We start from the raw sequence: 21,113 nt of genomic DNA, 5'->3' as shown, positions 1-21,113 counted from the left end.
AATAATATCTGATAATAAAGACGAGTTCAAGTGAATAATGAGACAATTTAGCAAAAACAAACTATTTGTGTCTGTGGAATGCTTGTAAATCAGGGATTTTGCTAAGGATAGGATACAGCACACTACTTAGAATAATTCCCGTTATCCCTTGAATAAGATTGGGTAAAAAGCTAGCTAGAGCGGCAGCAAAACCGTAAAGGAAGCTTTCGCAAAAAAGATAGCCAAGGGCGACAATAAGCGTACAGATAACACCGCCGATGATAACTCTTAGGGGAGCTTTTTTAAAAGCACCTCGGAAAGAGTGAAAGGCATAGCCCACAAGGCCGCCAGCGAGCCCTTTTATGAGAAAGGTAATGGGGATATAGATTACGTAACCACCAACTAGATCGGAAAGTGCGGAACCGATGCCACCGGCGAGAGCGCCCCAAAGGGGGCCAAGCAAAATACCACCGAGAATGACGAAAGCGTCACCAGGGTGCACGTAGCCGCTGGTCCCTGGTGTGGGGATGCGGATAATGGAAGTGGCAACGAAAGTTAGGGCGGCAAAGAGCGCGGCGTAAATCATTTTCTTGTGGGTAGTTTGCATGGGTAAATCCTCCTTATTTTACATATACATATGATTATACGACGGAAAAAAAAGACTGACAACCTACAGTTTGTAAGTAATCAGTCTTAAAGTGCTGGCACAGTGGCAAAAGGTAGCTTGTATTTGGCAGCGATTTCAATGGCTGCACAAGCTTTATCCACGACCGAGACAAGAGCGCTTTCCCGGTAACGATAAGGTATTAAGGTTAGCGGAAACATGTGCTTACGAATAATATCTTGTTCTCGCCTGGTTAGCTGAAATTCTTTCTTAGCATTTTTAAGGGCGGTTAGCGGATGGTGAAAACCATGGAGTCTAGCATGCTCCTTATCGTGCCAATCGTAGAGAAAGAAATCATGTAAGAGGGCACCGCGTACGAGTTCATCTAAGTGTTCGGTAAGGCCAAGCTTTTTGGCTAGACAGAAACTATAATAAGCGACGGCTAAGCTGTGCTCATAAACCGTTGTGGTGCCATGTTGCATGTGCTTGGCACTGTCTTTGAATTTATTGTTTTCGAGTACTGGTCTAGCTAGACTTAGAAACTCTGCCACATCAGTATTGTAGTTTTCCACTGTCTTATCCCCTTTCCTTTGCATTCTAGAAATAATTATATACCTTTTAGCGAGAGAATTCGCTTAACATTTCCTAAAGATTTTCTCAACTTTTAGAAAACCTAGAAATGAGCATTCCCAGATTTTGTTCGAAGTTAACCCCTTCTCTGGTTGGTGTGTTATCGGCTTTTGTATCAATTAAGGACTTACCGATAAACTGCGCCGCGGTTTCGATAATATCCTTAATCTCCTCACCTCTAGCAATCCCACCAGTGAGGCAAGAAGCAAATAAGTCACCGGTACCTGAATAACTGCCGTGAACGCACGGATAGGAAGAGAAATTGCAGCCATCTTGATAGACGTGAAGATTTCCCATGGAGGGAACCTGGTCTATTTCTAAGTGGATGCCAGTAATGATTACATGCTTATTTGGCTTATTTAGAAGCTTTCTACCAAGAGTAGCGATTTGGTCTAGTAAACCATCAGGATTGGTGGTCGCAGTAAACTGCTGATAATCGCTATTAGCAAGAAGACACGCTTCCGTTAGATTAGGGGTGAGGATGTCAGCTTTTTCGCAGAGACGCTTCATTTCCTGTAAAAAGGTGTCCGTAAAGATCGGGTAAGTCTCACCGTTATCACCCATTACAGGGTCAACTAAAAGAAAATTATCCTCATTATAGAAAGCGTCTAAGAAGTGAAAAATCTTATCGACTTGCTCAGTGTTAGCCAGGAAGCCGGTATAGATGCCAGAAAAGGCGACTTCTTGCTTTTTCCATTCCTCGGTAAAAATATCCATTTTATCGGTAAGGTCATCACAGTAGTAACTGGGATAGCCTGTTTGGGCAGTTAAGACTGCTGTTGGAAGAGGGCAAGGAGATACTCCCATGACGGAAAGCACGGGAATAGCCGCAGTCAGGGAACAGCGCCCGAGGCCCGATAGATCATTTATAACAGCAATTTTTTTTGACATATTTCATAATCTCCATTCACAATAACTAAGAATATCTTACACTACCAAAGTCTTTTTTTAAAGTTATTTCACAGAAACTTAATTGTATCTTATGGGTAAAACCGCTAGAATGGATATATAGAAAAGAAAATGTGAGGAGGATGCATATGGAACGAGAAGAACAAGCGTATTTACGAGATATTGGAAACATCCCCCTTCTAACTGCCGAAGAAGAGATTGAGTTGGCAAAGCGGATAGAACAAGGCGATGAAGAGGCGCTAAAGAAATTAGAAGAATCGAACCTGAAATTAGTCGTTTCGATGGCTAAGAAGTATCGAGGACGAGGATTATCCTTTATGGATTTGATTCAAGAAGGTAACCTCGGACTGATGCAGGCAGCGAAGAAATTTGATTACCACAAGGGCTTTCGCTTCTCTACCTATGCAAGTTGGTGGATTAATCAAGCGATGGCAAGAGCGATTCTTGATAAATCACGGACGATTCGGATTCCGGTACATATGGCTGAGAACGTGAATCGCGTGCTTAAAAATCGCAATGAACTGACAGTGGAATTAGGCCGTGAGCCGACGCCGGAGGAGATTTCCGAGCGAATGGGAAGCGTAACTCCAAAAGCCGTATGTGATATGCTCTCTTATGCCCAGGATCCCTTATCTTTAGAGACGCCTTATGGCGGTGCAGAGGATGAAAGTAGTCTTGAGAGTTTTATCGAGGACGTCAATAGTGCCAGCCCAGAAGGGGCGCTGATGAAAGAGGCTTTACACGATGAGATTAGCGAGGTGCTAGCCACAATCCCTGAGCGCGACCAAGAGATTATCCGCATGCGTTTTGGCCTTAACCCAGAAGGGAAAATCTATACCCTGGAAGAAGTAGGGAATAAAATCGGACTTACCAGAGAACGAATTCGTCAGATTGAAGGGCGAGCTCTAAAGCAGCTTAAAATAAATTTAGTTAAAATGGAGAACGAATAATCGTTGACACGTGCCGAAAACTGATATATAATTACTATTGCTGTTGAGAAACAGCATGTGGGTGTAGCTCAGCTGGATAGAGCGTTTGGCTACGGACCAAAAGGCCGGGAGTTCGAATCTTCTCACCCACGTTTTTGTAGACTCAGGATGGTTGTCCTGGGTCTTTTTATGTAAGTAGGAAAGGATTGGAGACAAATGAAAACACTAATCGTATACGCGACAAAATATGGATCGACAAAAGAGGTGGCAAAAAAGCTAGCCGCTAGCTTTGAAGATGTTACCTTAGTGAACAGTGCGACTGAGCAGATACCTGATTTGGCGGCTTATGAATGCGTAATTATGGGCAGCAGGATTACCGCAGGCATGGTGGATAAGAGTATAAAGTCATTTGCGAAGGAAAATGAGGAGGTGCTCGGGCAAAAGCGACTAGGGATATTTCTTTGCGGTCTGCAGGAGAAAGGGGAAAAGGAGTACTTAGAGGCAAATTTTTCTCAGGCACTTGTACAGAAGGCGAAAGCAGTTGCCTTTTTAGGTGGTGTCTTTGATCCGAGTAAGTGTGGTTTCCTTGCCAAAGCAGTGATAAAGAAAGTGGCAGGTTTGAGTGAATATACCAATATGATTAACGAGAAGAAAATAGCGGATTTTGGCGAACAAATGAAGGCTTAATTATTTAGATGAAGGACCCAGATAGTGATTTCCTAGAAACCACTATCTGGGTCCTTTACTAAGCTAATCGCTGCAAGTTAGGTATTTTGCAGTTACTTGTAAAAGTTCGGCGGTATTAATGGGTTTGCCGATATGGGCGTTCATACCACTTTCGAGGCAGCGCATAACATCCTCTCTAAAGACATTAGCAGTCATTGCGATGATAGGGATATTTTGGGCTGCGGGATGAGAGAGACTGCGAATTCTTTGGGTAGCTTCTAGTCCATCCATCTCCGGCATCTGCAAGTCCATAAAGATAAGATCGAATTTATCAGGGTCTTGCTCAAACATCGCCAGAGCTTTAACGCCGTTGTCGGTACTTATAATAGAGGCTAGGGTTGGTGCCAAAAGAGCTTTCACAATTTCTTGATTAATCTTTACGTCTTCAGCGAGTAGTATGGTTTTTCCTTTAAAGGCATTGTGATAATTGTTAGCGTCAACGGGAAGGTTGGTGCCTTGGCGTGCTGCTTCATTTTTGCTGCTTATCCTTAGCGGTATACTAAAGGTGAAGGTAGAACCTTTGTCTGGATGAGAAGCGAGGGCGATTTCCCCGCCCATTATCCCCACTAAGCGCTTGGAAATGGCAAGACCAAGGCCGGTGCCACCAAATTTTCTCGAGGTCCCGCTTTCAGCTTGGGTAAAGGAACGAAATAACTTTTGTTGCTGTTCCTTAGTAATACCGATGCCTGTATCACTAACTGCTATCTCAAGGTCAAAGAGGTTATCGCTAGCGAACTTACCGGCGGCTTGGATGGTGATTTCACCGCAGTTAGGGGTGAATTTAATGGCGTTGCCTAAAAGGTTGGTAACCACTTGGGAAATGCGTTGGTCGTCTCCGTATAAATATGGCGGAATGTCATCGGCGATGGTTAATAAAAAGCGCAGTTCTTTTTCTTTAAGAGGGAGCTGATAAACATTCTGAATTCGATAAAGCATCTCTGTGATTGAAAACTCAGAAAGGGACAGTTCCATTTTACCAGCCTCGATTTTGGACATATCTAAGATATCATTCACAATTCCAAGTAAATGTTCAGATGCTTCTTGAATCCGCGAAAAGGCATAATTCTTGTCTGAATTCTTAGATTTTTCAGAGCCAATATTCGTCATACCGATAATGGCGTTCAGAGGCGTACGAATTTCGTGGCTCATGTTTGAAAGAAAATCTGTTTTCGCCTGGGAAGCTGCTTGTGCTGTTTTCGTGGCTTCGATCAAGTTGTGATTAAGCTCTTGCTCGAGGATGCCCGAGATGAGCAAATGACCGACAGAGTCGATGAGGGCGGCATCTTCATCACTATAAATGCGCTCTTTTATATCGACGGCATCAACAAACCCCCAGAACTTCCCTTGAATGTGAACAGGAACAATATAAAGGGTGGAGACATCCTTGGGAAAGAGCTCAGGTCTCTCGCCTTTTACATTAATTAACAGGTGTTCCCCGCGGCTAAGTCGATTTGTCCATTCATCAGGCCAGTCACCGTTAATGGCAATTCGGGAAGGGCTATTACCGTACCAACCATTAATTCGCTCATAAGTACTTCGCTCATTATCGCGGCCCCAGATGGCTACAGCAGAACAATCGATGGTTTCGCTTAACTGCTTTAAGGAATCGGTAACGAAGCGCTTGTGGGCAAGGCCTTCCGTTTGGAAAAGGTTGTCACCGATGTTGCGAACCATGGAGAGGTAGCGAGCGTTTCTTTCTTTTTCATGCTTTGCTTCATCCCGAGATAGGATAACGCAGTTTAAGGGGATATTAACACCTAAAGCTATTTTGCGAGCCATATCTTCACAAGAGGAGGAACCGCAGGCGCCGCAATTAAAGTGTCGCTGAGCGAAGGTGGTTTTCTTAAGGGAAACAAAAGCCTGCTCTAAAGCTTCGTAGCTTATTTGCGTATCACTTGTGGGGGCGGCTTGATAGCTTCTTAGATAGTCGCTTAGTTTTAAGCTTTTATCGTATTGGCGCATCGTTCTTAGGGCTTCTAGGCGATGGGCGTGAACTTGTTGGCGAGACGCGTGTAGGCGAGCTGTGTAGTTAAATAGATTTTTGTTTGTACCCCCACCAGGACCAAGCAAGCAGCCGCCGGAGCAATTAAGCACGTCAAAGACATCTGGTTTTAATTGATCTGGCGTCTGTAAATAAGTATTTAGTTGTTCGAAGACGTCGGTTCCTTCAGCTTTTTCAATCTGGTATTCATCGCCTATGAAAAAGCGAAGATTCTCACCTAAGCCGCCGGGAAGGGGAAATAATCTTCCGGCATTTGCAGGTGGGTTATCAAAGTCGTATTCACCAGTCGGAAAGGTAATCTGGTGTTGCTCGAGATAATCTAAAAGTCTTCGGAAAGTAATATTATAGTGAATTAGTTTCGTTTCTTGGTGCTCTCGGCTCTTAGCAACACAAGGGGAGAGGGAGGCAATCCGCTCGTTATGCCCTTGCTTTTGCAGATAAAGGGCAGTACAGGCCGTTGGACTTTGAATGGGCGCAAGATATTCGAGAAGCTCAGGGCGATATTGTTGACAGTAAGAAACGATTACTGGGCAAGGCTGGGTTATTAGTGGTCGGGTATGTTTTTTTAAGTATTGTAAGTGAGCCCAGGTGCAAATGTCAGCGCCTAGGGAAACATCGTAAATCAGTTGAACACCTAACTTGTGCAACCAAGAAAAGAGTTCCTTATAGTTTGGCATAAGAGCTCTAATGGAAGGGGCAACAATCAGAGAAATGGAAACGCCGTCTTTAAGATCGTTAAGGAAGCGCTCCAAATCATCGTTAATATAACGGGCTTGATGCTTACAGACCTTCACACAGGTTCCGCATTGAATACATTTCTCGCCGTCTAAGGAGACTTTAGTATTGCCAAACTCGTCCTGATAAGCGGTATTAGCGGTTTCAATTGGGCAGGTGCGAAGGCAAAGATTACAGCCAATACATTTGTCGATATCCATTTGAATGAGTTGTTTGATGTCTACGGCGTTCATAATATAGCCTCTCCTTATCAAGTCTTAACAGTAAATTTATATTATTATAGCATGAAATCGCAATATTTCAGAGATTAGATTTCAGAGATTAGATTGACATAAAAAAAGTGGTATGCTAGAATCTCTTTTACATGCGGAGGGTATGTTATTGGACGTACTGGATAAGGTGTTGAGGCTTTGGCCGATTCCTTATCCTTTTTTATTGGAGGAGAGTGCAATGAAGAAAGAAGCAACCTTTTTATCTGGCAGTATCGGGAAAGCAATGATCGCCTTTTCGGGTCCGTTTATGCTGGGTATTTTGGTACAAAACTTATATGGCGCCGTGGATTTATTCGTGGTGGGACATTACGCGACGACCATCGACGTTTCGGCGGTTACAATCGGTAGTCAGCTTATGACGATTGTGACTCAGCTAGTGATCGGCTTAGCCACAGGAATTACTATGCTGATTGGTCTATACTGTGGTGGTGGCAACAATCGGCGCTTGAGCCGTACGGTGGGCTCTTCCATTATACTATTTGGTGTGATTGCCGCCGTTTTAACGATTATTTACCTAGCCCTTCACGGTGTGCTTGCCACTTTGATGCAAACGCCAGCGGAAGCGCTTCCGGCCACGAAGGGCTATTTGCTTTATTGCAGTCTGGGAATTGTCTTTATCGTTGGTTATAACGTTATTAATAGCATCTTAACGGGGATGGGAGATTCACGGACGCCGTTTATTTTTATTTTGGTGGCTTGCCTCATCAACGTGGTCTTAGATGTGGTGCTTGTGAAATACGTAGGTATGGGCGCCAGTGGTGCGGCTATTGCTACTACGACGGCGCAGGCGGGAAGCTTTTTCTTTGCCCTTATCTTTTTAAAGAAAAAGGGCTTAGGCTTTGCTTTTGAGAAAAAGGATATCCGGTTTGACAAAGATCAAATCCTCCGGATTGTTCGGGTCGGTGGTCCAGTAGCTGTTCAGAACGTCTTAGTCAGCCTGTCGTTTTTGTTCATTACGGCCATTATTAACCAAATGGGGGTAACGGCATCAGCGGCAGTTGGTGTGGTAGAAAAGCTGATTACCTTCCTCTTTGTGCCAGCGACCGCGATGGGCACAGCGGTGGGGACGGCATCGGCTCAGAATATTGGTGCTGGTCAGAAAAAGCGCGCAAAAAAGGCACTGTGGACAGGGATTATGTTGGCCCTTGTGCCAGCGGTAATCATTACCCTCTATTGTCAGTTTTTTGGGGCGACCTTAACGGGAATATTGACTGGTGATGCCCAGGTTATCTCCTTGGCCGCCACGTATCTAAAATCGTATATTATTGATATTTTGATGGTTAGTTTTGTATTTTGCATGAACGGTTACTTTAATAGCTGCGGGAAAGCTTGGTTTAGTCTACTTCACAGCTTGTTAACCACCTTTTTACTGAGAATTCCTTTAGCATTTCTCTTTAGTAGGATACCAGGTGGTAGCTTGTTTGAAATTGGGTTTGCCGCGCCGGCTTCGACGTTGGCTTCGATTATTTTATGCTTTTTGTTTTTATGGAGACTTGGGCAACCTTTTCAAGAAATAGAGGCGTCATAGATTTCCTTAATGGCCTCTGCTAGCGTGTGATCGAATTCGTCATCAGTTTCGCTCACTTTCAAATCGTTTAATAAGGCTCTAGAGAAGCTGGCGATGAGTCCTGTGTTCCGGGCTAATTTTACATCCGCTTCTGTTCGTGAATAGCCACCAGAGAGGGCCACTACCCGGACCACGTGAGGATCGTCCATCAGCACCTGATAGTAATTATCTTGGCTGGGAATGGTAAGCTTAAACATTATTTTCGTTGTGGCATCAAGTCCCTTGAGCTCTTCCCAGCAAGCCGCTAAGAGCAGTTCTTCGCAGCGTTCTTTTTCCGGAGCGTGAATATCTACTTCCGGCTCTAGTATGGGAACGAGACCGGCAGCAGCGATTCTTTTTCCTACCTCAAATTGCTGAGCGATAAGGTTTTTAATCCCTTCAGGGTTCGCTTCTTTAATTACGGAGCGCATTTTCGTGCCAAAGATATGACGCTCGTTAGCGGTCTTAAGTAGGTCGTCTAGCTTAGTTAGCGGTTTCATTAGCTGCACGCCGTTTTCAAGATCAGCCAAACCTTGGTCTACCTTTAAGAACGGAACAATGCCTTTCTTTTCCCAGAGATAGTCCGCTGTATACAGGTCGTCAATCTTCCGGTTCATCGTCATTTCAAAAAGAATGGCACCTAAGATGTGTTCCGAAGTAAAAGCCGGACTTTTAATGATGCGAGTACGCATTTGATGAATGAGGTCAAACATTTCATCTTCCGTTTGGTAGGCTGTGCCATCGATACCATAACCGGCAAGGGCCTTTGGGGTACTGCCGCCGCTTTGGTCAAGAGCGGCAATGAAGCCGGGACCATGTTCCATTCGTTCTAGTTGCTTTTCGTTCATCTTTATTTCTCCTTTCAAAGTATAGCTCGTTATCTGTATAGTATAGCACGAAAAAATTGTGTATAATAACAATATCGGTTTGGAAAGGAGTATGTGATGGGAAAATACATTATGGCTTTAGATGCCGGCACCACCAGTAATAGATGCATTATTTTTGATAAAAAGGGCGAAATCAAGAGCGTTGCCCAAAAGGAATTTACGCAATATTTCCCGCAACCTGGCTGGGTTGAGCACGATCCGGCAGAAATCTGGTCTACTCAGGTAGGGGTGGGGATGGAAGCGTTAGTGCGAATCCAGTTAGACCCCTGCGATATTGAGGCGATCGGGATTACCAACCAGCGAGAAACGGTGGTGATGTGGGATAAGAATACGGGAAAACCGGTCTATAATGCTATCGTTTGGCAGTGCCGCAGGACCTCGAAGTACTGCGACTGGTTGAAGGAAGAGGGGTATACGGAAATGATTCGCCAGAAGACCGGACTTATTATCGACGCTTACTTTTCAGCTACGAAAATCAAGTGGATATTAGATAATGTAGAAGGAGTTCGGGAGAAGGCTGACCGGGGGGAAGTGCTTTTTGGCACCGTGGAAAGTTGGCTAATCTGGAAACTGACGAAAAGGAAGGTTCATGCTACCGATTATTCAAATGCTTCAAGAACTATGCTCTTTAATATTCACACCTTAGAGTGGGATCAGGAAATCCTTGATTTACTGGATATCCCTCGTAGCATTTTGCCAGAAGTGAAACCTAGCAGTGGACATTTTGGTGAAGCCTCTTACTTTGGGGAGCACATTCCCATCACCGGTGCGGCAGGAGACCAGCAGGCGGCTCTTTTTGGGCAAACTTGCTTTTCCCCAGGAGAGGCGAAGAATACCTATGGAACGGGTTGCTTCCTGTTGATGAATACGGGTGAGGTGCCCGTAGAGTCAAAGAACGGCCTTCTAACCACAATCGCTTGGGGACTAGATGGTAAAGTGAACTATGCCTTGGAGGGCTCGATTTTTGTAGCAGGTGCCAGTATTCAGTGGCTACGGGATGAAATGCATCTAGTCAAGGACGCCGCTCAGTCAGAAACGATGGCTAATCAGGTGGAGGATACCAGCGGCTGCTATGTGGTGCCAGCGTTTACCGGGCTGGGAGCACCGTACTGGGACCAGTATGCCAGAGGCACTATCCTGGGAATTACGCGAGGGGTCAATAACAATCATGTAGTCCGGGCAACCCTTGAATCCATCGGTTATCAGGTGTATGATGTCTTAAAAGTAATGGAGCAAGAGTCCAATACGCCACTTAAGTTTTTGAAAGTAGATGGCGGGGCTAGTGCCAATAATTTTATCTTGCAATTCCAAGCGGATATTATTAACGCACCTGTCCATCGTCCGAAGTGTGTAGAAACGACAGCGCTTGGAGCAGCGTATTTAGCGGGTTTGGCGACAGGATTTTGGAAGGATCAGGAAGAAATTAGGAAAAATGTGGCTCTCGATCGTAGCTTTGAGCCAGCCATGACCAGTGAACGCCGGGAAAAAGGAATAAAAGAGTGGCACAAAGCAGTAAAGTACGCTTGTGGATGGGCCGAAGATATTATATAATTAATAAAATGTGCTTGAAAGAGAGGAAACTTTATGAGAAAGAACGTTATCGTTGGCCAATCGGGTGGCCCAACAGCAGCAATTAATTCATCATTAGCCGGTGTTTACCGCACGGCGATTGATCGTGGAGCAAAGAAAGTATTTGGGATGATTTACGGGGTGCAAGGCCTTCTAGAAGAGCGTTACATCGATTTGTCCGATCACATTAAGACGGAGCTTGATATTGAGCTTCTAAAGCGCACACCAGCAGCTTTCTTAGGTTCTTGCCGGTTTAAATTACCAGAGATATTCGAAGATAAGAGCGTGTATGAGAAAATCTTTGAGGTTCTTGATAAGTTAGAAATTGAAGCGTTTATCTACATCGGTGGAAATGACTCCATGGATACGATTAAAAAGTTATCAGACTATGCAATCGTGACCGGACACCCAACTAGATTTATCGGTTGTCCGAAGACGATTGATAATGATTTGGCTTTAACTGACCATACGCCAGGCTTTGGTAGTGCCGCTAAGTATATCGGTACGTCTATGAAAGAGATTATTCGCGATAGTTTTTGCCTTGAATACAGTAAAGGGCTAGTTACCATTGTGGAGATTATGGGACGTAATGCGGGCTGGCTTACCGGTGCAGTTGCCCTTTCAAAGGGCGAGGACTGTGAAGGTCCTGATTTGATCTACTTACCGGAGATTCCCTTCGATATGAAGGCCTTTTGCGCACGCATCAAAGACTTACTAGAAGAGAAGAACTCCGTGGTGGTAGCGGTGTCGGAAGGGATTAAGCTAGATAACGGCGAGTATGTCTGCTCCCTGGGAAGCACCACCGACTTTGTGGATGCCTTTGGTCATAAGCAACTTTCAGGAACAGCAGCTTTCTTAGCCAATTACGTAGCTGGTGAATTCGGTTGCAAAACGCGAGCGATTGAGCTAAGTACGCTCCAGCGTTCCGCTTCTCATGCAGCTTCGCGGGTGGATATTTTGGAAGCTTACCAAGTTGGCGGAGCAGCTGTAAAGGCAGCAGATGAAGGGGATACTGGCAAGATGGTAGTGCTTCAGCGCCTATCGGATGATCCGTATCAATGCGGTACAGAAGTGAAAGACGTGCATAAAATCGCCAATGACGAGAAATTAGTTCCGCGTAAATGGGTAAATAAAGAAGGAACGTACGTAACTAATGATTTCGTTTCTTATGTGAAACCGTTAATCCAAGGAGACGTATCACCGGTAATGGTAGACGGAATTCCTAGACATCTATATCAACCAGAAGAGTTGAGAACGAGAAGAAAGACCAAAAAATAATTGTGTAAGTATAGCGACAGGCCGTAAAAAGGCCTGTCGTTTTTGGTGGTGTGAGGAAAGTTCTGCTTGAATTATTACAAGCTATCCTTTATCATTAAAGAACATCTAAAACAGTTCTGTTTGCATATACGAATCCCCATAGACATTTGAATAATGAAGGTTATGAAGTATTACGCTTAGTTTCCCACGGCGACTCTTGTCACGTTGGTTCCGATCTAGTTACGGGAACCATGCTTTTTTCGTGGGTAAAATTTCATCCACAGATACCGAAGGAACAACTATTTACTTGGATTGCCACCCTCTTTGCCATGGTGGAGGCGTACCACAAAAGTGGAGTCAAGGCCTACAATTTTATTTCCCCCTTAAGTATTGTGGTTACCGAGAAGGAGGAACTGCGCCTTCTTGACTTAGAAGTGCCAAGTAGCCGCCCCCAGCGAACACGCATGGAGCGTCGGTCTTTTAAAGAGCAGTTTTACCCAGGAGAAGAGAAGTTTTATCCCGATCACGACAGTGATTACTACAGCCTGGGGATGACCATCCTCTATCTACTGGCCAGTCTTCAGCCAGAGAAGGCGCTTTCGAAAAAGGAAGAAATTTATCTAAAACATCTCATCAGTCAGTGTCAGAAATTTAAGTTTACTCAGCGAAAATCCCTAAAGGTAGTTTTTAAAGAAAGAAGCCCCAAACCCTCAAAAAGTCGAGCTGTCCTCGTAATCCTCGTCGTTATTGTGGTGTCCGTTTTAGGTGTAAAAACCTTTGCCGGTAGCGGGCAGAAAGAAACGGTAAAAGAACAGGCACCTGCGAAAAAACCGAAAGAAAAGGTTACCGAGAAAGCGGTAACAAACGAAGCTGTAGAGGAAGAGATCCGCCTGCGCTTTCATACAGGGATGCTCTATTTGAGTGAGCTTCAGAATTATCGGAAAGCGGGGGAAGTCTTTGGTGAGCTCTTCAGCTTCTACGAGCCGGCTAAGTACTATGAAGATATTGCTACGTTTTTATCGGGTGAAAAAAGTATTCCCCCGAAGGAAATGGAGGAGATTTTGGAGCTAGCGCTTACCAACTACCCGCTAGAAGAAGAGCTATCTTTTGACGATACCCTCATTCGTACATGGGCGAGGCTTGATACGCCAACTAGTAGAAAACGGTTAATCGAAGTAGCAGAGTCAGCCACAACAAGAAGCGAGGAACTGCTTCTTAATCTGGCAGGAGCCTATGCCAGAGAAGAAGAGAAGGAACGGGCCTTAGAATGCCTAGATGAATTATTTGAAACTAGTCAAGAGGCGCTTCCCCTAGAAGCGTATCGCCACCGAGCGGTGCTCCTTAGGGAGTGTGAGGATGCTAGAGAAGCGATTGATTTGCTTACGAAAGCGTGTGAGTTATTCCCCCAGAATGCGGAGCTACCAAGTCTTTTGGTTAAGTATGTGGGTGAAGATGAGGGCAGAAGTGAACAGGTATTACAGATTGCTAGTGACCAGGTGAGTAATCTGCCGGCTCTTCTAAAGGACAGTGAATTTAAAAAGGTCATGAAAGAAAACGGAATAAAGGAAGAAGGAGGAAAGCTATGTTACGAAGATTAGGAAGAGGGCTTAGCTTGCTACTAGCAGTTGCCTTATTATTTGTCACCTGTGAAAAAGTGACGCTAGCAGAGTCAGGAGAGATGATAGCACCGATAGAAGGAGAGGAACCAGGAGGTATACAGGAGCCAGAAGAACCCGAAGAACCGGAGGAGCCTGAAGAACCAGAGGAGCCAGAAGAGCCGGAAGAACCGGAAGAGCCGGAATTAGTTCCCTATCATTTCCGCATGGATACCGCGAATGGCAATTACGGCTATTTCCTAAGCGTACCAGAAGTATGGCTTAGTCACGAGTGTCCTCATAGTGAAACCAGCTACCGGATAACGGGAAACATGATTACCGAAGGGAGCCTTGGTGAACTTGGCGAGGTATCGCTTTCTGAATATCTAAGGGAAGGCGAGAATGTGATTGAGATCTGGACCTTCTATCAAGGAGAGCCGGTAGCGGATACCTACGGTCGGTGGGAAGTATTTATCGATAGTAAAGCACCTAGCCTAGTATTTTTGAATGAAGAGAAGCTTGGTGGCTGGTACCAAGAGAGTATTCAGGTACAAGTGTCAGCTTACGAGGAGGGCAGTGGCTTTGCAGGCATGGATTATTATCTGGACGGTGAGCTATTCGGAAGTACTCTAGAGCCAAGAGATGAGCTGACGATTCAAAAGGAGTCCCTAGGCGGAGCGGGCGTGCTCTTAACGGTAAAAGGCTACGACCGTGCGGGCAATAGTAGTGTTATTAGTACTTATCTGTATTTAGATAGAAATAAGCCGCAGTTTGTAATTGAAAATATTGCTGACGGTCAGATTACGGCAGGGGAAGTGAACTTTAAGTGTTACGTTACTGAGGAAAATATTTTGGAGGAGGCCACAATCAGTATTGAAAAGGAAAGTCCGACCACTGAGGTGATGAGAGAAGAAGGGTACTTTACGGAAGGCTATAGTAAGCGCTTTAATACAGATGGACATTACCAGATAAAGCTTAGAGGAACGGATCAGGCGGGAAATGTGGCGGAGGAAAGACTTAGATTCACCATCGATAGCGAGAATCCGGTAATTAGCAAAGTAGAGGAAATGGAAGGGAGCTATTTTCAGCAGTTTAGCTTTGCTTACGAAGGCAAGGATTTTATCGAGGACTTCACCTCGTATACTTATGATATGTTTTTTGACGGGCATTTGTACCGACAATCACAGGTGGAACGCGAAGAAGGGCGGCATTACTTTGAAGTGCGGGCGACGGATGCGGGCGGCAATATGGCGTTCGTCTCGGCTCGCTTCGTCATTGATAATACAGCCCCGATGATTGTGATAACTGGGGTGGAAGATGAAGGCGAGTATCAAGAGCAAGGAAGCTTTTCGGTAAGTGTAGGCGCTCCGGATGTGCTTACGGAGATCTATTTAAATGGTAGTTCGTTGCCTTTAGGGAATATGGGAGAAATGGTGGTTGAAGAGGTAGGCGAATATGAACTGCTTGCAAAGGCTATCGATTATGCCGGAAATGAAGCCGAAACAAAGGTGCATTTTGCGATTACCGAGAAACCCTCATTGATTACAAGGATTCTAGGAAAGCCTAGCACGAAACCAAAAGCAGACGTAAAAAAAGCTGCCTCTGAATCGGTATCTACGACAGAGGCAGAACCGGAACAAGAACGCCAGCTAGTGCTATTACTAATCCCCCTTTTAGCAGGTGGACTGTGGTTTCTATTACGAAAAAAAGCTCCCTAAATGGGAGGATGCCGAGTGCAAAGTGCACTCGGCATTATATGAAAAAGTTTCAAGCTAGTAAAACGATAATTTCGTAAATTGAATTTCTTTTTTCTAACTTAAACAAATTCTACCACCCATCTGTTACATAAAAATGTTTTTTAAATGAACGTTTTATGAACTATTTGAAGATAAATATTTATTACTTCCGATAGGCAAACATCGGTAGACCTTCATCTTTAGGAATTACCACGTCGCCTTGAACCAAAGGCTTAGCATAGCTAATGAATTCTTCACTAACATCAGAACCATCATTGATAATCCAATCAGCGGGAACGCCTTTTTCTTCGTTACAAATTAAGTTAACGTCTTCTACGCCGTAAGTAATCACGTAGGGAGTGTCACTTTCTCTGCGGAAGGCGATCATTTTACCGGTTTCTCCCTCGAGAGCGGCATTAACGCCATAGGCACCAGCGCCAGCAGCTTCACGAACGTCGGTTTCAGAAAGGTGAGCACTGGCACATCTTTGAGGAACGTTAAGCTCGATGGAGCGTACTTTAATACCAAGCTTATCCTTTAGTAGGTTTTCTAAGTATTTTCCAGAGCCAGCTAGCATTTTGTGACCGAACGCATCAGTACTAACAGCGCTTCCAAGTTCACAGATAAAGGTGCCTTTGCCATCGTTAATTCCTTCCGAGATACAGATGACTAAGTTAGAGGTGGTTTTTAGTGCTTCTTTCACCTTTTCAACGAAGGCATCTTGATCAAAGGCGGCTTCGGGAAGATAGATAAGCACAGGATTATCACCAAGTTCTCTTCTTGCTAGCGCGCTAGCGGCCGTTAACCAACCAGCGTGACGTCCCATGATTTCGACAATGGTTACAGACGTTTTGTTATCGTAAACAGAAGCATCAATGCTGATTTCACGAACAACAGTAGCTACGTATTTAGCGGCGCTACCAAAGCCAGGAGTGTGGTCGGTGTTTACTAAGTCGTTATCAACGGTCTTAGGAATACCGATAAAGCGAACGTCGCTATTTATTTGCTCGGCATAGCGAGAGAGCTTACTAACGCTATCCATAGAATCATTACCGCCGATATAGAAGAAGTAACCGATATTTAACTCTTCGAAGCGCTTGAACAGTAATGGATAGACTTCATCCTCTAAGCTTTCTGGAAGCTTAAAGCGACAAGAACCGAGATATGCGCCTGGGGTAGTACGAAGAAGTTCTAGTTCCGTTGTATCAGCTAGGGCTGTTAAATCTATATAGTTTCCGTCCTTTAGCCCTTCCACACCATTTACCATTCCATACACTTTGTCAATCTTATCATTCCGCTTAAGGGCTTGCTTAACCGCACCGTATAAGCTGGAATTAATTACCGCGGTAGGACCGCCTGATTGACCAATAATCATATTTTTTGCCATTTCTTTCCTCCTCCTAAATCCTAATAATTACTACATGATACTATATCAGAAAAAGGGTAGTTTGGAAACAAACAATGGCATTTTTACGGGAAATACCTTATAATCGTACTGTGAAAGAGAGCATAATTTGAATAAAGAGGAGTTTTTATGAAATTAATATCATTTGCCGTTCCTTGTTACAATTCAATGGATTACATGGAGAAGGCAATCGAGAGTATTTTACCGGGCGGTAAGGATGTAGAGATTATCATTGTAAATGATGGTTCCGTCGATGAGACCTCGCGTATTGCCCACGAATATGCAGAAAAACACCCTGAGATTATTAAAGTGGTAGATAAGGAAAACGGTGGACATGGCTCTGCAGTTAACACTGGCCTTGAACAGGCTACAGGTCTGTATTATAAAGTGGTAGACAGCGATGACTGGGTCAATGAGGATTCCCTTCTACGCCTACTAAATATGATCAAGGAACTAATTGCCCGCGATGACATTGTGGATATGATTGTCTCTAACTACGTGTACGAAAAGGTGGGAATGGTAAATAAAAAGGTTATGCATTACCGCAATGTCCTGCCAAGAGATGAAGTGTTTACCTGGGATGAAATTGGTCTTTTTCATCTGGATCAGTACATTTTGATGCATTCAGTCATGTATCGGACCCAGTTGCTTAAGGACATTCACTTGGAACTGCCAAAACATACCTTTTATGTAGATAATATCTACGTCTATATGCCATTACCTCACGTTAAGAGTATTTATTACGTGGATACTGACTTTTACCGTTACTTTATTGGTAGGGAAGACCAGAGCGTAAATGAGAAGGTGATGATCGGCCGCATAGATCAGCAATTATACGTTACGAAGACGATGATAAAAATGTATGAATTAAAAGATATTACTCCGCGAAAGCTACGGAAATACATGCTTAATTATTTGGCGATAATGATGACGGTGTCTTCGATTCTATGTATTCGTTCAAAGAAAGAGGAAAATTTAAAGAAAAAGAGAGAATTATGGAAGTACTTGCGCCGTAAGGACCGGAAAACCTACTTTAGGATTCGTCATGGAATCCTTGGGGAAACGATGAATATCCCAGGGAAATCGGGACGGCGTATATCCAGTATGGTGTACAGTGTGGTTCGCCGAATTATCGGGTTTAATTAGGAGTGTGACCTTATCACAGATAGAACACAAAGAAGTGCTATAATTGTATTCATAGTAAGCAGTAATTACATCACCAGAAAGGGGTAAATATTATGGCAGTATTACATTTAACAAAAGATAATTTTGAAGCAGAGGTACTTAAATTCGACAAACCAGTCTTAGTAGACTTTTGGGCAACTTGGTGTGGTCCTTGTCAGATGGTAGGTCCTATTTTAGACGAACTAGGTGAAGAAGTGACGGATGCGAAGATTTGCAAGGTAAACGTAGATGAGCAACCGGAACTAGCAAAAGAGTATCGGGTAATGTCGATTCCGACCATGATTGTATTTAAGGACGGTAAAGCAGCTAAGCGCGAAGTTGGTGCGAAGTCGAAAGATGCTATTTTGGATATGTTAAAATAAAAAACACAAGAGGTTTGCTCCGAAAGCTGGGGCAGACCTCTTTTTTGGTTACAGTTTTATTTATACGCTAATCCATCACCAATTCTTTAAGTGCACCTTTATTTACTAGATGAACCACTCCGCGGCCTAGTTCTACGTAGCCTTCAGAGGCGAAGTAGTTAAGCATGCGCGAGACTACCTCCCTGGCGCTGCCGGTAAGCTTGGCGATTTCTTCTTGCGTCATTTTGATAGTGGTGGTTCCGGTAGCGTTTGCTTCATCAAGAAGGAAGATGGCGAGGCGCTTGTCAAAGCTTAGAAAAAGTACTTGCTGTAAGGTCCACATCGCATCTGCTAGTGACGCGGTGGACATCTTGTAGCTGAAGGCTTCTACATAGATGTTTTCGGCGAGAATTTTAGCGAAAGCGGCGTTATTTACTTGGATAAGTTCGCAGTCGGTAGCAGCTTCGATATAGACGTCATAAGAGATATCGTGAAGTACACAGCCAGCTCCCATTACGGTTGCTTCGCCTTCTTGAATGCGAAAGAGAGTAACCTCTCGGCCGTCTTCGGAGAGAATATATACTCGCAGGGTGCCTTTTTGGACGTAGATAAGTCCGATGCATTCGTAATAGGGACCGTGTATAAGGGTCCCTTTTTCGTGGTTGTATAAAACGGCCGTTTCTAGTATTAAGTCTTTTTCAGCGGCACTTAGATGATTCCAAAAAGGTAAATGGTCTTTCAATTGTTTGGTTTCGTTCTCGGTAATCATGATAGACGTCCTTTCTGTTTGTATATTTTGATTAGCTTGTTCATCGAAGCGATGAGAACAATCTGTACCGGTATCATAATCAAACACTGGATGATTCGCGTCTGTAATAAAGCCAAATACGGCGAGCCATACAAGATAGATATCCAAAAGCTATTCAGAAGGAGACTGAGCAGTAGTTGATTAACCAGTACAGCTCCGATAATGCGTGGTAAGGTTTGGCGCTTGGCGAGCAAGAGGCCAAAGACCCAGCCAGTTAAGAAGGCTGTCAGCGTAAAGCCGGGGAAATAAGCCCCGATAGGAAATAGGAGAGCGCCGATTAAATCGCCGAAGGCACCTACTAAGCCAGCGTAAAGAGGACCGTAAATAACAGCGGCAGCAGTCACAGGAAGAAAACTCAAGCCAATTTTAAGATTCCAAGCGGCAATGGAAAAGAAGCGAGAAAGAATAATCTCCATGCCGCTTAAAATCCCTAAGGTTACAAGTTTTTTGATATTATCACGGCGCTTAGACATCGGTACTTCCCAGTTGTAAGGCATCCGCAATCGTATAGTAGCCAGGATTTTTGCCCTTTAGGAAAAGGGCGCAGTCGCAGGCACCTCTGGCGAAGCATTCGAAACTATAGGCGTGATGAGTGATTTCCAAGCGCTCACCAAGGCAACCGAAGTAGACGCTGTGGCTGCTAGCAACATTGCCCATACGCATACTGTGAAAACGCAGAGAGCCCTCTTCTCTAGGTGAAATTCCTTCCTTTTCGTAACGAGCAATATCGTTTAGCTCCTTTTTAAGAGCGCCGGCAATCACTTCACCTAAATCCTTGGCAGTGCCGCTAGGGGCATCCTTTTTATTACGGTCATGCATCTCGACAATTTCAATATCCGTTTCCTCTTTTAGGGTTTCGGTAACCACTCTCAAAAGCTCTTTCATAATGTTAACTAATTTCGAAGTGTTAGCCGCGTAGAGGAGAGGAATAGTCATTGCCGCTTGGTAGAACTTCTCTTTCTCGCATTCACTAAAGCCAGTCGTGCCACAGACTAAGGGTGTTTTATATTTTACAGCCAGAGCAAGCACTTCAAGAGAGGTTTCCCTAGTTGAAAAGTCAATAATTACATCGGCGTTCTCGATAACGTCTTCAAGATTGTCCACAACAGGCACCCCTATGGTTTCGCCTAGCATAGCCACAGTCCCCAAATCCTTACCGATATAGGCTGCACCTTTTCGGCCTACACCTGCGTAAGGTATAAGGCCATCCGTTTGTTTAACACAAGCGGTAATATATCTCCCCATCTGACCATTTGGTCCAATTATAATAGTTTTCACAAGTACACCCTCCTTTTCTTCACATCTTACACGAAAAGTTGTTGCATTTCCATCTAACTTTCAATATAATAGCTTTTAGCGGGGTATGGCTCAGTTTGGTTAGAGCGCACGGCTGGGGGCCGTGAGGTCGCAGGTTCGAATCCTGTTACCCCGACTTACGCGTAAGCTATAAGACGTGCAGAAAGAGAGAAATGAACCCGTGATGTGCTTGCACAATCACGGGTTCATTTCTCTCTTTCTATAGGGCGCTAGCCCGCGAACGAGGAACACAAAGTGTTTCGAGTGCCGCAGCACGTCGTAGAATGAAGGGCATTAGCCTATGAAAAAACATATTGACAATTACCGATATGAGGCATATAATACAATCATCATTAGCAAAGGAGTTGAAACCAAATGACTGAAAATGAAAAACATGCAAGGATTTTCAAAGCGTTGTGTGACCCTAATCGTTTAAAGGTCCTAGGTTTATTGCAGAACGGTGAAAAATGTGCATGTCACTTGTTGGCGGAACTAGAGATAGGACAACCCACTTTATCGCACCATATGAAGATTTTATGCGACAGCGGGATTGTGCAAGCGCGGAAAGAGGGAAAATGGTCTCATTATTCATTTGATCCGAGGGGAGTGGAGTACGCAAAGGAAGTTCTGGACGCTATAACAACGCTAAATCCGGACGCTTCGGCATCAAAATGCTAGTTATTTTTTAAACATCATATCGAC

The 21,113-nt window shown here is 44.3% G+C and carries 19 protein-coding genes and 2 tRNA genes; 12 read left to right on the top strand and 9 right to left on the bottom strand.

Features of this window, described 5'->3' with window-relative positions; genetic code table 11:
- Window positions 1-61 precede the first annotated feature (61 nt).
- From NHH16_RS06220 to NHH16_RS06210, 3 genes are all read right to left on the bottom strand, one after another.
- Window positions 62-586 (bottom strand): ECF transporter S component, encoded by a 525-nt coding sequence (locus tag NHH16_RS06220; protein ID WP_262068727.1) that lies wholly within the window; start codon window positions 584-586, stop codon window positions 62-64.
- 86 nt (window positions 587-672) lie between these two features.
- On the bottom strand, window positions 673-1,155 hold the full coding sequence (locus tag NHH16_RS06215) for an HD domain-containing protein (protein WP_262068726.1): 483 nt from the start codon (window positions 1,153-1,155) through the stop codon (window positions 673-675).
- An 85-nt stretch (window positions 1,156-1,240) separates the two neighbouring features.
- Window positions 1,241-2,104, bottom strand: coding sequence for a pyridoxamine kinase (locus tag NHH16_RS06210; protein WP_262068725.1), 864 nt, complete (start codon window positions 2,102-2,104; stop codon window positions 1,241-1,243).
- Window positions 2,105-2,250: 146 nt separating this feature from the next.
- Between NHH16_RS06210 and NHH16_RS06205 the strand changes: the two genes are divergently transcribed.
- From NHH16_RS06205 to NHH16_RS06195, 3 genes are all read left to right on the top strand, one after another.
- Complete coding sequence (locus NHH16_RS06205; RefSeq protein ID WP_262068724.1) at window positions 2,251-3,072, top strand: sigma-70 family RNA polymerase sigma factor; 822 nt, start codon at window positions 2,251-2,253, stop codon at window positions 3,070-3,072.
- A 57-nt stretch (window positions 3,073-3,129) separates the two neighbouring features.
- A tRNA-Arg gene (locus NHH16_RS06200) sits at window positions 3,130-3,203 on the top strand.
- A 64-nt stretch (window positions 3,204-3,267) separates the two neighbouring features.
- Window positions 3,268-3,738 carry a flavodoxin domain-containing protein gene (locus NHH16_RS06195; RefSeq protein WP_262068723.1) on the top strand — a complete coding sequence of 157 codons (471 nt, stop codon included), beginning with the start codon at window positions 3,268-3,270 and terminating at the stop codon, window positions 3,736-3,738.
- Window positions 3,739-3,801: 63 nt separating this feature from the next.
- Here NHH16_RS06195 and NHH16_RS06190 read toward each other — a convergent pair whose 3' ends face one another.
- Window positions 3,802-6,747 carry an ATP-binding protein gene (locus NHH16_RS06190; RefSeq protein WP_262068722.1) on the bottom strand — a complete coding sequence of 982 codons (2,946 nt, stop codon included), beginning with the start codon at window positions 6,745-6,747 and terminating at the stop codon, window positions 3,802-3,804.
- Between the two features lie 217 nt (window positions 6,748-6,964).
- On the opposite strand from NHH16_RS06190, the gene NHH16_RS06185 reads away from it, so the two are divergent.
- Window positions 6,965-8,314: an MATE family efflux transporter gene (locus NHH16_RS06185; RefSeq protein ID WP_262068721.1), complete on the top strand. Its 1,350-nt coding sequence runs from the start codon at window positions 6,965-6,967 to the stop codon at window positions 8,312-8,314.
- Here the strand turns inward: NHH16_RS06185 and NHH16_RS06180 are convergent.
- A complete protein-coding gene (locus tag NHH16_RS06180) occupies window positions 8,293-9,180 on the bottom strand; it encodes a fructose bisphosphate aldolase (RefSeq protein ID WP_262068720.1) in 888 nt (295 codons plus the stop codon). The genes NHH16_RS06185 and NHH16_RS06180 overlap by 22 nt on opposite strands.
- A gap of 96 nt (window positions 9,181-9,276) precedes the next feature.
- Here NHH16_RS06180 and glpK point away from each other — a divergent pair, with 96 nt between their 5' ends.
- From glpK to NHH16_RS06160, 4 genes are all read left to right on the top strand, one after another.
- On the top strand, window positions 9,277-10,770 hold the full coding sequence (gene glpK / locus NHH16_RS06175) for a glycerol kinase GlpK (protein ID WP_262068719.1): 1,494 nt from the start codon (window positions 9,277-9,279) through the stop codon (window positions 10,768-10,770).
- 33 nt (window positions 10,771-10,803) lie between these two features.
- A complete protein-coding gene (locus NHH16_RS06170) occupies window positions 10,804-12,066 on the top strand; it encodes a 6-phosphofructokinase (RefSeq protein WP_262068718.1) in 1,263 nt (420 codons plus the stop codon).
- A gap of 146 nt (window positions 12,067-12,212) precedes the next feature.
- Window positions 12,213-13,643, top strand: coding sequence for a tetratricopeptide repeat protein (locus NHH16_RS06165; protein WP_262068717.1), 1,431 nt, complete (start codon window positions 12,213-12,215; stop codon window positions 13,641-13,643).
- Window positions 13,628-15,358: an Ig-like domain-containing protein gene (locus NHH16_RS06160; RefSeq protein ID WP_262068716.1), complete on the top strand. Its 1,731-nt coding sequence runs from the start codon at window positions 13,628-13,630 to the stop codon at window positions 15,356-15,358. Before NHH16_RS06165 ends, NHH16_RS06160 begins: the two co-directional genes overlap by 16 nt.
- Window positions 15,359-15,539: 181 nt before the next feature.
- Here NHH16_RS06160 and NHH16_RS06155 read toward each other — a convergent pair whose 3' ends face one another.
- A complete protein-coding gene (locus NHH16_RS06155) occupies window positions 15,540-16,763 on the bottom strand; it encodes a 6-phosphofructokinase (RefSeq protein WP_262068715.1) in 1,224 nt (407 codons plus the stop codon).
- Window positions 16,764-16,910: 147 nt separating this feature from the next.
- Between NHH16_RS06155 and NHH16_RS06150 the strand changes: the two genes are divergently transcribed.
- The gene (locus NHH16_RS06150; protein WP_262068714.1) at window positions 16,911-17,927 is read left to right on the top strand and encodes a glycosyltransferase family 2 protein; all 1,017 of its coding nucleotides are present in this window, start codon (window positions 16,911-16,913) and stop codon (window positions 17,925-17,927) included.
- A gap of 92 nt (window positions 17,928-18,019) precedes the next feature.
- Window positions 18,020-18,328 (top strand): thioredoxin, encoded by a 309-nt coding sequence (gene trxA / locus NHH16_RS06145; protein ID WP_262068713.1) that lies wholly within the window; start codon window positions 18,020-18,022, stop codon window positions 18,326-18,328.
- 67 nt (window positions 18,329-18,395) lie between these two features.
- Here the strand turns inward: trxA and NHH16_RS06140 are convergent, their stop codons facing one another.
- The 3 genes from NHH16_RS06140 to dapB are packed head-to-tail and all read right to left on the bottom strand — an operon-like array spanning window position 18,396 to window position 20,393.
- A complete protein-coding gene (locus tag NHH16_RS06140) occupies window positions 18,396-19,076 on the bottom strand; it encodes a Crp/Fnr family transcriptional regulator (RefSeq protein WP_262068712.1) in 681 nt (226 codons plus the stop codon).
- On the bottom strand, window positions 19,073-19,588 hold the full coding sequence (locus tag NHH16_RS06135) for a folate family ECF transporter S component (RefSeq protein ID WP_262068711.1): 516 nt from the start codon (window positions 19,586-19,588) through the stop codon (window positions 19,073-19,075). The genes NHH16_RS06140 and NHH16_RS06135 overlap by 4 nt, the downstream gene beginning before the upstream one ends.
- Window positions 19,581-20,393 carry a 4-hydroxy-tetrahydrodipicolinate reductase gene (gene dapB / locus NHH16_RS06130; protein ID WP_262068710.1) on the bottom strand — a complete coding sequence of 271 codons (813 nt, stop codon included), beginning with the start codon at window positions 20,391-20,393 and terminating at the stop codon, window positions 19,581-19,583. The genes NHH16_RS06135 and dapB overlap by 8 nt, the downstream gene beginning before the upstream one ends.
- Before the next feature lie 79 nt (window positions 20,394-20,472).
- Here dapB and NHH16_RS06125 point away from each other — a divergent pair.
- A tRNA-Pro gene (locus NHH16_RS06125) sits at window positions 20,473-20,547 on the top strand.
- A gap of 239 nt (window positions 20,548-20,786) precedes the next feature.
- Window positions 20,787-21,089, top strand: a complete 303-nt coding sequence (locus tag NHH16_RS06120) for an ArsR/SmtB family transcription factor (RefSeq protein WP_262068709.1) — start codon at window positions 20,787-20,789, stop codon at window positions 21,087-21,089.
- The last annotated feature ends 24 nt before the right edge of the window (window positions 21,090-21,113 follow it).

This window comes from Ohessyouella blattaphilus, from assembly GCF_024721265.1.
Taxonomy (GTDB): Bacteria; Bacillota; Clostridia; order Lachnospirales; family Lachnospiraceae; genus Aequitasia; species Aequitasia blattaphilus_A.
Note: the sequence above shows the minus strand (reverse complement) of the source record. Positions and strands in the feature narration are given on the sequence as shown.